General features: G+C 64.3%; 13 protein-coding genes and 1 pseudogene. 9 read left to right on the forward strand and 5 right to left on the reverse strand.

The genetic code is table 11. The annotated features are described in order from the left end of the window. Positions 1-54: 54 nt before the first annotated feature. Positions 55-1,398, forward strand: a complete 1,344-nt coding sequence (locus NFC73_RS05110; protein ID WP_254748159.1) for a diguanylate cyclase domain-containing protein — start codon at positions 55-57, stop codon at positions 1,396-1,398. Positions 1,399-1,465: 67 nt separating this feature from the next. On the opposite strand, the gene NFC73_RS05115 is transcribed toward NFC73_RS05110, so the two are convergent. Next, positions 1,466-1,684 (reverse strand): hypothetical protein, encoded by a 219-nt coding sequence (locus NFC73_RS05115; protein ID WP_141139762.1) that lies wholly within the window; start codon positions 1,682-1,684, stop codon positions 1,466-1,468. A 28-nt stretch (positions 1,685-1,712) separates the two neighbouring features. Here NFC73_RS05115 and NFC73_RS05120 point away from each other — a divergent pair, with 28 nt between their 5' ends. Further along, positions 1,713-2,165: a DUF4383 domain-containing protein gene (locus NFC73_RS05120; RefSeq protein WP_254748160.1), complete on the forward strand. Its 453-nt coding sequence runs from the start codon at positions 1,713-1,715 to the stop codon at positions 2,163-2,165. Positions 2,166-2,368: 203 nt separating this feature from the next. On the opposite strand, the gene NFC73_RS05125 is transcribed toward NFC73_RS05120, so the two are convergent. Continuing rightward, a complete protein-coding gene (locus tag NFC73_RS05125; RefSeq protein WP_254748161.1) occupies positions 2,369-2,680 on the reverse strand; it encodes a hypothetical protein in 312 nt (103 codons plus the stop codon). A 281-nt stretch (positions 2,681-2,961) separates the two neighbouring features. After that, positions 2,962-3,804: an esterase/lipase family protein gene (locus tag NFC73_RS05130; RefSeq protein WP_254748163.1), complete on the reverse strand. Its 843-nt coding sequence runs from the start codon at positions 3,802-3,804 to the stop codon at positions 2,962-2,964. Positions 3,805-4,248: 444 nt separating this feature from the next. Between NFC73_RS05130 and NFC73_RS05135 the strand changes: the two genes are divergently transcribed. Then, positions 4,249-4,470 carry a GntR family transcriptional regulator gene (locus tag NFC73_RS05135; protein WP_254748165.1) on the forward strand — a complete coding sequence of 74 codons (222 nt, stop codon included), beginning with the start codon at positions 4,249-4,251 and terminating at the stop codon, positions 4,468-4,470. A gap of 268 nt (positions 4,471-4,738) precedes the next feature. Here NFC73_RS05135 and NFC73_RS05140 read toward each other — a convergent pair whose 3' ends face one another. After that, on the reverse strand, positions 4,739-6,013 hold the full coding sequence (locus NFC73_RS05140) for a S8 family serine peptidase (RefSeq protein WP_254748167.1): 1,275 nt from the start codon (positions 6,011-6,013) through the stop codon (positions 4,739-4,741). A 228-nt stretch (positions 6,014-6,241) separates the two neighbouring features. On the opposite strand from NFC73_RS05140, the pseudogene NFC73_RS05145 reads away from it, so the two are divergent. The 4 genes and pseudogenes from NFC73_RS05145 to NFC73_RS05160 form a co-directional block, all read left to right on the forward strand. Next, positions 6,242-6,361, forward strand: a pseudogene (locus tag NFC73_RS05145) (ribokinase); the annotation flags it as partial. 698 nt (positions 6,362-7,059) lie between these two features. Then, a complete protein-coding gene (locus NFC73_RS05150; protein WP_254748169.1) occupies positions 7,060-7,458 on the forward strand; it encodes a hypothetical protein in 399 nt (132 codons plus the stop codon). A gap of 82 nt (positions 7,459-7,540) precedes the next feature. Next, a complete protein-coding gene (locus NFC73_RS05155) occupies positions 7,541-7,903 on the forward strand; it encodes a hypothetical protein (RefSeq protein WP_254748171.1) in 363 nt (120 codons plus the stop codon). 95 nt (positions 7,904-7,998) lie between these two features. After that, positions 7,999-9,588 carry an alkaline phosphatase D family protein gene (locus NFC73_RS05160; RefSeq protein WP_254748173.1) on the forward strand — a complete coding sequence of 530 codons (1,590 nt, stop codon included), beginning with the start codon at positions 7,999-8,001 and terminating at the stop codon, positions 9,586-9,588. Between the two features lie 17 nt (positions 9,589-9,605). On the opposite strand, the gene NFC73_RS05165 is transcribed toward NFC73_RS05160, so the two are convergent. Beyond that, the gene (locus tag NFC73_RS05165; RefSeq protein ID WP_254748175.1) at positions 9,606-10,343 is read right to left on the reverse strand and encodes a hypothetical protein; all 738 of its coding nucleotides are present in this window, start codon (positions 10,341-10,343) and stop codon (positions 9,606-9,608) included. Between the two features lie 323 nt (positions 10,344-10,666). On the opposite strand from NFC73_RS05165, the gene NFC73_RS05170 reads away from it, so the two are divergent. Then, positions 10,667-11,650, forward strand: a complete 984-nt coding sequence (locus tag NFC73_RS05170) for a metallophosphoesterase family protein (protein ID WP_254748177.1) — start codon at positions 10,667-10,669, stop codon at positions 11,648-11,650. A gap of 225 nt (positions 11,651-11,875) precedes the next feature. Beyond that, the coding region (locus tag NFC73_RS05175) for a PKD domain-containing protein (protein WP_254748179.1) at positions 11,876-13,867 on the forward strand (1,992 nt) is incomplete at its 3' end.

Genomic DNA, 13,867 nt, shown 5'->3' on the forward strand with positions numbered 1-13,867 from the left:
TGTAGGAAGTGCCGTGTAATTTAGGCATAACATCACCCCGGTCCGAGGACGCCCATGCACAAGAGCCCAACTTCACAGCGCTCCTTTAGCCTGCAGCGTGAATGGTCGGGCGCATTCACGCTGATGTTGCTGGCCCTGTTCATCGGCGCGGCGGTCACCGTCGTGGGAGTCCGGTTCGTGGTGAACGAGATGGAAGCTGCGACTGGCCGGCTGCAGGCCGAGTACGGCAGCGTGGCGGAGCTGGCCGCAGCCCTTGAGACGCATGAGCAGATCGGACACCAACTGCTGGCGGCCGCGCCTGTGAACCGGGAGGCGTTTGTCCTGGAGCAGAGGGACATTGACGAGCTCTTCCGCGCGGCCGCCGAGGTCCAAGCCGTGGACGAAGGCCGGCGCGGGGGCCTGTCCGCGGCGCAGCAGGACTGGCAGTCCGGCCTGGAGAAGGCCGGTCTTCGGGGCCACCAGGTACTGGGCCTCAAGGGAAACAACGTGGCTGACGCGCCCGCCTTCGCGGCCGCAAATTCGAAGGTCCGGACCGAGCTCGCCGCCGTCCAGCAGTCGTCCCTCCAGGCCCTGGACAGGGGGCTCGTGGACACGCGCGAGCTCGAGGGCTTCCTGGTGGTTGGCCGGTTCGGGCTGTTCGTCGTGGCCATCGGCGCCACACTGTACTTCCGCCGCCGGATGGTCAAGGACCTGATGCGGCCCGTCAACAGCCTGCGCCGGGGCGTTCTGAAGCTGCAATCCGGCGACTACAGCCACCGCCTGGACGTGGCCCGGCGGGATGAACTCGGCGAGGTTGCGGTGGCATTCAACGGCATGGCCGCGGCGCTGCAGGACAGCCACAAAGCCCTGACGTACCGGGCCACACACGATGACCTCACCGGGCTCGCCAACCGTGCAGCCCTGGCCGAGCGACTGCTGGCATCCTTCGAACCCGACAGCGACCGCCGGAGCCGGCACGAGAGCCTGCTGTTCATCGACATCGACGATTTCAAGGGTGTCAACGATTCCCTGGGCCATGAGGGCGGCGACGCACTGCTGGCGCAGCTGGCCGAGCGGCTGCGGGCCAGCGTCCGCAGCCACGACCTGGTGGCCCGGCTGGGCGGTGACGAGTTCGCCGTCGTCGTTGTGGATAACGACGACGGCACTCCGGGCACGGGGCCCGTCGCCGAGCGGATCTATGAGGCGCTCAGCGAGCCGTTCGTCATCGGTGACCGGTCGCTGCGGGTGTCGCTGAGCATGGGCGTCGCGCAGCGCACCACGGACACGGCGGACGTGACGGAGCTGCTGCGGCAGGCAGATTCAGCCATGTACCGGGCCAAGCAAGGCGGCAAGGCCCGGTACGAAATCCACGGCGGGTCAACCCCGGTAGTCGAGCCTGTCGATACCGCCGGCGGCTGAGCCCGGCAGGCTCGACCACCGGCAAGCTGGCGCACGATCTCACCGCTGGCGGTGTGAATAGCTGCGATCACGGCACCCGGGTGGCGAACGGCCGCTGCGGGCCGGCGCCGAGGAAGCTCAGCGCGCTTTCCATCAGCACGGTGGTCGCCAGGAGCGCCATGATTATCGCTGCGAAACCTGGGAGTGCGCTCGAGAATATTTTCTGAATACCCATCCGACATGCGGTCACGCCCGAATAGCTGACATAACCCCACGGGTCGGCAGGAAAGAAAGCCCGCTGATCCATAAACACATATCGCAATCAGGAGATCACCATGGCAACGCACACCGGCACCCGAATGGCAGCCCGCACCAACGTCCAGAAGGCATCGATGGCTGTCGGTGCAGTGTTCCTGCTGGTCGGCATCCTGGGTTTCGTTCCGGGCATCACGGCCAACTTTGATGAACTGCACTTCGCAGGCCACCACTCCGAGGCAATGCTGCTGGGCCTCTTCCAGGTCTCGGCCCTGCACAACATCGTCCACCTGCTCTTCGGCGCTGCAGGCCTCCTCATGGCCAAGACCGCCACGGGCGCCCGCTCCTTCCTCCTCTACGGCGGCGCCATCTACCTGGTCCTGTTCGTCTACGGACTGGTGGTCCCCCAGGATTCAGCCGGCAACTTCGTGCCGCTGAACGGCTTCGACAACGTCCTGCACCTGCTGCTCGGCGTCGGCATGGTTGCCCTGGCCGTGATCCTCACCAAGGGCCACGCCAAGGCACGCTCCTAGCAACTTCCCGGGCGGGAAACCCCGCCACATGGACGGTCATGGCCCCGGCTGCAGCTCCCCGCTGCTGCCGGGGCCATTGCCGTTCCCGACCGGGCCGGCCGGACGTAGCATCCGGCCATAGAACCAGTCCGGGCCATCCTTCTTTCCGGAGTGTGCTCCCCGCCCGGACTGCCTGCGGAAGTCCGACTCCTGCACTCGTCAGGTCATGGCCCGGCGACGAGAATGTCCTCAATGGCTTCCTCGCAGCCAGGTACGTGCGTGCCGGCATGGACCTTCGAGAACTTGCTCACAACCTGGCCCATGTTGTCGAAACCGAAGACAGTAGCGGCACCCTTGATCTCGGTGATGATGCCCGCAACGGCGCCCGGGCCGTCGGCGACTGCATGGTCCGAGATGCCGAGTCCGGTGCAGGCAGCATGTTCGTTGGCAATCTCGGCTGAAGCCGGGGCAGCGCCGGCAAAAAGCACCGCCAGTACGGCGGCGGCGACGGCAGCGGAGGAACGTTTTGTGTTCATGGATATCTCCTGAAAATAGAGCTTCAGCGAAGCCCCGATATCCACGGCGGAGAGGATTCAGAACCCCGCCAGTGACGTCATTCTCCGCTTATGGGATGGGCGCCGCAATAGGTTTTGGGGCTGCAAGAGCCGGCGGACCCACGGCGGCTGATGTGCACGCACGCTATCGCAGTACTGGACACTGTTCCGGGGCGCAAGGTTCCCGAGACGCTGCAGGCCTGCGGCACCGTCTGGTTGCTGTCAGGCGCCGTTCGAGCCCTGGACTCACCCCGGCACAACGGCTAGAAGCAGGCGGGCTGGTACGCAGGGTCGGCGGGGCCGGAAACCTTGCCGAGGGCGTGGCCCACGATCTGGTGCACCACGGGGTCATTCGGCGTCTGGTCGTGTTCGAAGACATCGGCCGGGCACTTGTCCTGGATGGTGATGTTGGTGACCTGCCGGGCCGGACCGTTCAGGAACTGGCTGTTGTAGGGAATGACCACTTCGTCGTAAACCGTGGAGATGACGGTGTAGGAGGGTCCCGCTACGGTGTCGCCGATGGAGTTGAGCTCCTGCATGAACGCCGAGCCTGCCTGCTGATCGGCGCAGGCGGCACAGCCCAAGCCGGTGAAGTCCGGGTCCTGGACGAAGCCCGGCGGCGGGACAATCACACCTTCGGTCCCGTGGCTGGAGGGTGCGATGCCGATGAGCTGACGGACGTACTTGGCCCCGCCGAGGAAGCCCATGTAGTAGCGGGGCATCATGCCGCCTTGGCTGTGGCCCACCAGGTCCACTTTCTTCGCTCCGGTGGCAGCACGTACCGCGTCCACAAACGGGGCGAGTTCCTGCGCTGACTCGGCCACCGGTGCGGTGGCATACACGCCATTCGTCTCGCCGTAGTTGAGGGCGAAAACGCAGTACCCGGCGCTCTTGAGGTACGGCGAGAGGGTGGACCAGTTCTTCTCCATGCTCTCGAACGTTCCGGGTACCAGGATGACCGGATAGGGATGCTCGGCGGTTGGCTTGCAGGACCAGTCGTTGGCCCCCGGCGGGGAAATCTCGATCGCCTGGGCGGGAGCCGCAGCCAAGGAAGTAACGAGGACGGCGGCAGCCGCAACGGACAGGGCCCGGGTAACGAATGACATGGAAACCTCTTTGTTCATGTGCCAACAGGGGCGGCCGGTAGTGATGGTTCTGGGCGTTGATCAGGCACCGGCCGGGTTTCCCATGCTACGCAGCACACCCGTCCTTGCGGAGCCGGGTTGCACAGATGTGCGCCAAAAAAGCCCTACGAAGCAGTGCGCTCTCCCCCGAGGCCAAAACCCTCAAACCCGGCGTTGTTACTGGTGGGTAGCGTATGTGTCGGCGCAGGCCCTGAGAAAACCCCTCAGGGTCGCTGCACAAATGTGCACTATGTGCGGAACATAGCGCCGCAGCGCCAAGGCAGGTTCCCAGGCTATGACCGGTGAACCCATCAGGCCTATGAATGTGATCCTCAGGAACTTTAGCGCTGGGACATCCCGGGCAAGCAGGTGCAAAGCCACCCGCGCCTTGTCCAACAAACGCGTCGCACCGGTAGGCTGGGCACCGTGGTCCGCGAAGCCCTCATGCTGCTCGAGGAAGACGGGCTCATCCGGGCGAGGCGCGGCGTCGGACGCTTCGTCTCCGACACCCTCCCCCGCATCGGCATCGAACGGATCCGCCCGTTCGAGGAAGTCCTCGTATGCCCCGGCCATCGCCCACCTGCAGGAAAACGTCTCCGCCCGGCCCGTCAGCCTCGGCAGCCGCCCCGCCGCACCTTTGGACATTGAGGACGACGCCGGCGCCACCCTGCTTGCCGCGCTCACCAAACAGCTCGGCCGGCAGCCCGGTCCGGGCGAGTGCCAGATCAGCCTGAGCCAGGTGGGGCCCAGCCGAGCGAAGCTGCTGGACCTCCGGCCGTCGGACCCTGTGCTGGTCCTCACCCAGTACGTCAGGCACGCGAACCGGCCCTCTTACCTGGCCAAGTGCCTCATCGCCCCGCGCCGGCCACCTGTCAGTAATGCAGTCCCTGCAGTCCCGACGGCAACCGCGGTCTGGCTAGGGCCGTACGCAATCGACCGCATCGCAGGCGTTCACGAGGCCATTGGCCCAATAAGTACCGGTGCCGTAAATTTTCTCGTCGGCGGACGATTCGACCTTGTCGCGGACTGATGCGTTTCCGGTCCCGGCAGAAGTGCTCCAGACAAGCGCGGCGACGCCGGCGACGATGGGTGAGGCCATCGAGGTGCCACTGGCGATGTCGTAACCATGGGAGCGGTTGTTTTGCGTCCCCAGGACAAAGGATCCGTTGGGGAAGGTCGAGTACACGCTGACACCGGGCGCTGCGACGTCCACCCACTTGCCATAGGTCGAGAAGGAGGCTTTCACGTTCTTGTTGTCGGTTGCTGCAACGGCAATAACATTTGGGTAGGCGCCCGGGTAGATCTTGGCCTGGGTACCGGCGTTGCCGGCCGCGGCGACGATCACTGCCCCTGCCTTCCAGGCGTTATTTACCGCGATCTCCAGGGTCCGTGAGGAAACGCGCTGCCCCAGGCTCATATTGATGACCTTGGCCTCCTTCTCCACGGCCCAGCCGATGCCTTTGGCGATGCTAGAGGTGGAGCCGGACCCCTGGTCGTTCAGGACTTTGCCGTCAAGGATGTCGCAGTCCGGGCACACACCGGAGACGCCAACCGTATTTTTGATGGCGGCAATGATGCCGGCGACGTGTGTGCCGTGGCCGTAGATGTCTTCACCAGTTGCCGCATCGCTGTAGTTAACGCGTGCATCAACCTGTGATGAGATGTCGTCATGGCTGCTCGTGACTCCTGTATCGAGCACAGCCACCCTGATGCCGGCACCCGTAATGCCGGCACCGGTCGTTTTAGCCCACGCTTCGACGGCGTCCACGTCGGCGTCTGGCGTACCCCCGGCCACTTTTACTCCCATCGTGCTGGTAAATTCCTGGCCAGTGTTGTGCAAGGCGTACTGGCTGGGGAAATAGTCGACGTTGGGCTGATCGGTAGCTGCCGTCACCACATGGTCCGGCTCGGCGTATTCAACGTTTGGGTTCCGGCTGAGGGCGTCGATGAGCTGCAGTTCCTTGCCGGCCGGAACCTTGATGAGGCGGGCCCCTGTGCTGCCAATCCACGGGCCGTCGCTGAGGCCATGGCGGCGCAGTACCCCAACCGCCGCCGCATCAACGCGGAACTTGACCATAATCTGCCCCGCGATGTGCGACGGCTCGGGCGCTGCGTTGCCTGGGCCGGCGAAGGTGATGGCGCCGAGCCCCATCATGAGGGCCGCGAACCCGGCGATAACTGTTTTTTTCATGGGGTCATCTTGCGCTAACCCGGACCGGCTGGATAGTGGTTGCGGAAAAGTCTGCGGATATTTCAGGCGGCCGCCGCACCCGCGGCAAGTGCCGCCGTCGTACTCTCAGTAAAGGACAGCAGCGTCTCCACCAGGTGCGGCGCAAAGTCCCCGTCCAGGGAGAGCACCACGCGGCCAGGGCCGCCCTGCCCATGAGTACACCCTGATCCTCGCCCTCGCCGCGGCCATGCCCTGGCGGTGGCCAACGCTGTGGGAGCGGACGCCGTGGGCCATCCCTCCTCGCAGCCGGATTTGGCACAGCTGGGCCACTATGTTGAGCGGACCGCCGCAACCGACGGCGCGCGGTGAGGTTCGCTTCCAGGCGGGCGGCGCCGTCGGACCTTCCCGGGGTCCGGCGCATCACCCGCGACGCCTACGTGCGGGCCGGACACTTCGCCGCGGACCACCCGTACATGAGCGTCTTGGAGGATGTGGAGCACTGCGCCGACAGTCCGAAGGGTCATTGAATACGCGCAGCCGCTGCCCGCAATCAGGACGATCAGCATGACGAGCGCGACTGGTACGTGCCCGGCGAGGACGTCCTTCTCCGGGTGTTCCGGCTGGAGCTGCAACGATAGTTGGAAGGGGCAGCTGGGATCCGGAGGGGTTTCATCGAGCCGCTGCGAATGCGCTGGAGGGAGACGGCCGAGCGACCCGCCTCAACGAATCCAGGCGGATCCTTCTGTGGTTGGCAACCGGCCCTTGACCGCCATACCGGCCCGGTCCAGCATAGGAAGACACACAGGCGGTCTCCAGAGAGATGGCGGTTGACGATGGCCCTGGGAAATTTCGAGGACCGAATCCGGGCAGGGCAATTCCCCAGATGGGCTGGCGCCGCAGCGATGCTCGGCGGCGTGCTGTGCATCCTGGCCGCATTCCTACACAATCTGGAACCGATCGGCTGCATCGGCTTGGAATGCGAGACAAGGGCCATGCGTTCATCAACCGGGTTTGTCCCTTTGGCAGCTTCGGCCGCACCCCTTCTCATACTGGTTGGCGTAGCCGGCATGACACTTCTTGCACGGCGATCCGGCCTGTACCTCAAGCTTGCGAACGCTGGCCTGATTACGGCCGCCACTGGGCTCATCCTGCTGTTTACGGGCGCGCTTATCCAGACCGTATTCTTCGCCGGCGACTTCCCGGGGATGCCCTACTTTGTCATCCCCGGGCTGCTGGCTGCCATCGCAGGCTTCCTGATGATCGGGGTTTTCATTCTCCGTTCAGGTGTTCTTCCACGATGGCTCGGGATCTTCTTCTTGGTCAGCACTATCGCTCTGCTGGCAGCCAATGAACAAACACCTGCTGTCCTGCTCGCCATACCTTTTGGGCTCGCCATGGTGGTGGCCGGCTACCACCTGTGGGCAGGTGCGGCAGCTGTGCAGCCGCCCCTGCCAGAAGCTGCCTAATGCCTTGTTCTGGCCAACACCCACGTCCCAGTTGATTCAAATACTCCTGATCCAGTCGAGGGTCCGGACGCTAAAATAGACCATGTTGGTCTTCCCAGCCATCGGACTCCTGCTCTGGATTGCCTTCCTTCTTGCCGCGCTGGTCCTGGCCAGCATTCTCTGGGCGCTCGCCAGCCTGGCGTTCTGGATTACCGGCCTGAAGCCGCGGACCAGTCAGAAGAAAGTCACCAGCGCCAGACGGGACCCACCCCGTGTCCAACGCCCCGTCCCGCACCCGGCTCCTACCCGGGCAGCACCCCCGGTTAAAGACCGGGCACCGCGGCCCGCACCAGCCCCGGCTTCGCCCGACATCTGGCCCAAATGGACCCCGGCCCACCGGCGCTACGTCGATGAGGAGCTGGCCCTCTGGCAGGAGCAGTTCGACGCGCTGAGCTCCAGCAAGTAGAAGCTGCTCTAAATCGACAGCTTTTGTCATGCAGTTAACCACGTATTCACGCCGCCCTTACAACCTGTCCAACCGGCCACCATACGGTCGAACGCATGGACAACATTTCGCGCAGATCCCTCCTTTCCGCCGGCCTCGGGGCGGGGCTCGTCGCTGCCTGGCCGGGTGCCGCCGTCGCCGTTTCAACAGCGGACGACGCCGGCCTCCGCACCGATCCGTTCCTGCTGGGTATCGCCTCCGGCGAGCCCTGGCCGGACGGCTTCGTGATCTGGACAAGGCTGGCACTGGACCCCATCGCCGGGGACGGCCTGGGTGGCATGCCCTCCCGCAACGTCGCGGTGGCGTGGGAAGTGGCTGAAGACGCCGGCATGCGCACCGTAGTAGCCCGCGGCGTCGAGCAGGCCCGGATCGAAACCGCCCACTCGGTGCACGTGGAGCTTCGCGGACTGCGTCCGGGGCGCGAATACTTCTACCGGTTCCGCACGGGCCGGCACATCAGCCCGGTGGGCCGCACCCTCACCAGCCCGGCGCCGCACGAGACGCCGGCGGCGCTGGCCATGGCGTTCGCCAGCTGCTCGCAGTACGAGCACGGCTACTTCACCGCCTACTCGCGGCTGGCCCAGGACCACCCGGACCTGGTGCTGCACCTGGGTGACTACATCTACGAGTACAAGAAGGACAGCTACGTGATCGGCGGCGGCAACCCGCGCGACCACCAGGGCCCCGAGACCTCCAGCCTGGCCGGGTACCGGCAGCGGCACGCGCAGTACAAGTCCGATGCCGACCTGCAGGCCGCGCACGCGATCGCGCCGTGGCTGGTGGTGTGGGATGACCACGAGGTGGACAACAACTGGGCGGACGAGATCCCGGAGAACAAGGACGCCGGCCAGCTGAACGACACCACCGAGCGTTTCCGGCAGCGCCGCACCGCCGCGTTCCAGGCCTACTACGAGAACATGCCGCTGCGGGCCTCGTCCGTGCCGGCCGGGTACGACATGAAGATCTACCGCACCATCCAGTGGGGCCAGCTGGCCAACTTCCACATGATGGACACCCGGCAGTACCGGGACGACCAGCTCGCCGGCGACGGCTGGAAAAAGAACGTCACCGAACGCCTCGCCGAGGACCGCACCATCACCGGCGCCGAACAGGAGAAATGGCTGCTGGACGGCTTCAAAAACTCCACCCAGCGCTGGGACATCCTGGGCCAGCAGGTGTTCTTCGCCGAAAAGGACCGCAACCAGGCCCCGGAGATCGACGACGTCTCCATGGACGGGTGGGACGGCTACGCCGCCTCCCGCCGCCGCATCACCCAGGGCTGGGTGGACGCGAACGTCCGCAACGCCGTGGTCCTCACCGGCGACGTCCACCGCAACTGGGCCAACGACCTCAAGGTCGACTACAGGGACCCCGCCTCCCCCGTGGTCGGCTCCGAACTGGTCTGCACCTCCATCACCTCCACCGGCAACGGCACGGGCTCCACAGTGGACCCGGTCATGGCCTGGAACCCGCACCTGAAGTTCTACAACGACAACCGCGGCTACGTGAACACCACCATCACCAAGGACGCACTCACCGCCGACTTCCGCGTCCTGGACCACGTCACGACGCCGGGATCCCCCGTCAGCACGAAAGCCTCCTTCGCGATCCAGGACGGAGTCCCGGGGCTGACGGCGCGGGCGTAGGGCCTGCTGTTGGAAGGCTAGGGCTGGACAACATTCACGAGTTCTGACCGTTTTCCGGTCTGCAGGTCCTCGGTCAGGACCAGCCCACCGACCTCGGGACAGTGATACTTGTGCTCCCGGGAATTCTTTTCAAGCGGCGTCCAGTCATAAACCTTGACGCAGCCGGTGTAGGTGCGGGATTTGGTGGCCACGGTCTCGCCGGTAGCCACGGTGTCCCGCATGTCTTCGGCATGGCCAACGTAAAATTCCTGCCTATAGGAATCGCCGGTCCGCTGCTCGGCCTTCATCCAGATGCCGGCTTTTGCGCCATCTTTTCCGTGCAGAAAGCTGCCGGAGTGGTCCAGCAACATCCCGTACCAATAGTTGTTCACGTCCTCGCCGAAATACCACACGTCACCGTTCTTGTGCTGTGCCAGGTAATCCCGGGTTTCCTCCACGAGCTGCCCGTTCTTGTATTCCTTATCCAGGTAGATGGCCGTCTCAACGCCCTCTATGGTCTTGGTCTCCTGCAGGATCTCAATTTCAATCCTCTCGGTGACGCGTCCTTGCTCGGTCGTTTCGTAAGTCATTTTTTTGCCGACGGGGAGGGCGAAATATTGATTGGTAATTTTGGTGGTGAAATCGGCCGGGTTGATCTGCGGATCATACTCCGCGGCCCTGCTCCTTTTTGTGCTGTCGACGACAAAAAGTGCCGCCCCGCCAACAACAAGCAACAGGACGACGAGAGCAAAGAATATTTTGGTTCGTTGATTCATGACCTATCCCACTCCTTCTGAGTAGAAATTCCTGTAGGGGGTCAGAGCACCGTTGCTTGCCCTTGGCCATAGGAGAAAGGTAGTGCAGTCGGTCGTGAACCTGAACCCCCACAGCACGCTCGTCCGGCTGAGGAAGAGGGGTCACCGTGGGGCGGTAGGATGTGCCGCATGTACTCAGGACGAGGTACGCGGCAGGATCGGGGCCTTCGTAACCGATTTCCACACGAGGTGACAGCGGTCAGGCAAGTCGCCGGGCATGTTCGCTTTCAATCCCGGGGTGGTCACCGAGTACCTCGGGTACCGACACATCTGAGGGTTATCGGATGAAGTCAGCGCCAACTCGTTTCAGATCCTTCCGGAGCCTGGCCGCAACCGCCGCAGCCCTCCTGGCGGTCTCTGCCGCGGGTTGCACCAGCGCTCCGGGGCCGCCTGGTGTCCGGATCGCTGCTGTCGGTGACATGAACGGCGTCAAGAACTATGCGCCTGATAGCCCGTCCGGCCGGAACGGTGCGGCGATCACGCGGCTCGTGCAGAACAACGACATTGACGCGTTCCTGGGGCTCGGGGACTTCCAGTACGACACCGCGTACTGCGCTGACTACGTGAACTACTGGACGCCGTTGTGGGGTGGCACGATGCCCAAGTTGTACTGGGTGTCCGCCCCCAGCCACGACTGGCAACCCGGCCACAACGAAGACCTCGACAACTTCATGAATGGCCAATGCCCGGGGTCTCGGGAAAAGGCTGCGGTCAACCAGGAGCGTGGGTTCATCAGGAACGGGGAACCGTACTCGAAGGACTTCGGGAACTGGCACTTCGCGTTCCTGTCGTCCGCGCTCTGGCGGTACAACCCCACGCAGGCTCAGGCGTTGACAGCGTGGCTGGACAACGACCTCGCTGCTGCCAAGGCAGCGGGCAAGCACCTGGCAGTCGTTCATCACGAACCGTACTTCACGTCGAACACGAACGAACATGAGCGGGCCGCTGACCACAAGCCGTGGATTGATGTGATGTGGAAGCACCGGGTCCGTCTGACCCTGTCCGGGTCACAACACAACTACGAACGGTCATGTCCGGTGAACAACGCTGACCAGTGCGTCGATGACGGGATGACAGCGTTCCAGGTTTCCACGGGAGGCATCGGTCTCCGTCCCTTCACTAGCCGTCCGCCGTACATCGTGAAGCGGTTCAGCGACACCCACGGGTTCCTTCGGATGACACTTCGAGACGACGGGTCTTTCGACTGGAACTTCGTTCCGACGTCGGGGTCGGACACAGACGCAGGCACGCGTTCCGCACCGCAGTAAAAGCCGGGTAGTCCGGGCTGGAAGACGGGTAGCGCCTGCGTGAAATACGAGTACACGGCAGCCCCTCACCACGCTGGTTGGCCTCCTGACCCGGGCATACACTGACCAGACGCCTGCCGCGACGCCTGACAAAAATCGAAGGGAGAAGAATTTCACGGAACCTGATGCCCGTCGCCGGTGACAGCCGCGGCAACCGATGAATCCACCATCCGCCGGGAAGAGACCATGAGAAAAACCCTGCTCGCGTTCATCACGCTGCTGCTTGCGCTGGGTGGTGTTCCGGTGGTGCCGGTTGCGGCGTCGGCTGCCCAGGATGATGTTGGGGTCGAGGGTCCGTCGCATTCGGGGACGGGGACGCCGACGGGTACGAAGCGGGCGACGAGTTCGCTGTGGTTCAACGACGGGCTCTGGTGGGGGAACCTGTGGGACACTGCCAGCTCGGATTTTCATATCTTCCGGTTCCATACCGCGACGAGCTCGTGGGTCGATACGGGCGTGGCGACGGAGACGCGGGCGAGCACCCATCATGACGTGCTGTGGGACGGGACGACGCTGTATGTGGCAAGCTATCGGTTCGTCGCCGACGGTCTGCCGGCTGAGCCGAACTTCCCGACGACGATGCGGCGTTACAGCTACAACCCGAGTACCAAGACGTACTCGCTGCTGTCCTCTACAAACATCAACAACTACAAGGTTGAAACCCTGACCATCGATAAGGACTCGACGGGTCGGGTGTGGGCCACGTGGCAGCAGGGGAACAAGATCTATCTGAACGTCACTGGCACGGACGGCGCAACATGGGGCACGCCGTTCCCGCATCCTGCGTCGTTGAGCAACGTGTCCATGGACGACACGTCGGCTGTGATCGCGTTCGGACCCGGCAAGATGGGTCTGATGTGGAGCAGGGAGGTCGGTGACGCCACAGACGGCATGTACTGGAGCTACCACGTCGATGGAGCGTCGAACACTGACTGGAGCGAACCTGTGGCGGCGGTGTCGGGGCCGCACAGCGGTGATGACCACATGAATTTGAAGTGGCTGGACTCCTCGGGCGGACGGGTTTTCGCCGCCGTCAAGACGTCGTTCACGTCCGCGCCCCGGCCGCTGATCCAGCTGTTGGCATTGGATGGCACGACCTGGTCGGCGCACCCGATCGCGCCTGTGTCCGAATGCCCGAACCGGGTGATCGTCCTGATTGATGAGGGCACGCAGAAGCTGCGTACCTTCGCTACCTATCCGAAGCCGAACGGCACGACGAACGCCGGTGTCTGCAGTAACTCCGGGGGCGCCATCTACGAGAAGTCCTCGCCGCTGAACAACATCAACTTCACCACCGCGAAGACGGCTCGTATCGTGGACGCCGACCAGTATGTCCACAACGTGACGTCAACGAAGCAGAACCTCAACAGCGCGGCGCGGGGCACGGCCAACAGCGGTCTGCTGGTGCTCGCCGACGTGAACGCCACCAGCCGGTACTGGCACGCTTACGACCCTGGTGAAAGGGCGCCCGTAGCCTCCTTCACGGCCACACCCACTTCCGGGACCGCGCCGCTGGACGTGGCCTTCACCGATACCTCCACCGACGCGCCGACGTCGTGGTCCTGGACCTTCGGCGACGGCGGCACCTCCACCGCGCAGAACCCCGTGCACACCTACACCGCCGCCGGAACCTACACCGCCACACTGACCGCCACCAACGGCACCGGCTCAAGTTCAACCACCTCAACCATCACGGTCAACCCGGCAGCGCCCGTTGCCTCCTTCACGGCAACCCCCACTTCCGGCACCGCGCCCCTGGACGTGGCCTTCACCGATACCTCCACCGACGCGCCGACGTCGTGGTCCTGGACGTTCGGCGACGGCGGCACCTCCACCGCGCAGAACCCCGTGCACACCTACACCGCCGCCGGAACCTACACCGCGACCCTGACCGCCACCAACGGCACCGGCTCAAGCTCGACCACCTCGACCATCACGGTCAACCCGGCAGCGCCCGTTGCCTCCTTCACGGCCACCCCCACTTCGGGCACCGCGCCGCTGGACGTGGCCTTCACCGATACCTCCACCGACGCGCCGACGTCGTGGTCCTGGGCCTTCGGCGACGGCGGCACCTCCACCGCGCAGAACCCCGCCCACACCTACACCGCCGCCGGAACCTACACCGCGACCCTGACCGCCACCAACGACACCGGCTCAAGTTCAACCACCTCGACCATC

The sequence above is a fragment of the Pseudarthrobacter humi genome (assembly GCF_024294965.1).
Lineage (GTDB): Bacteria > Actinomycetota > Actinomycetes > Actinomycetales > Micrococcaceae > Arthrobacter > Arthrobacter humi.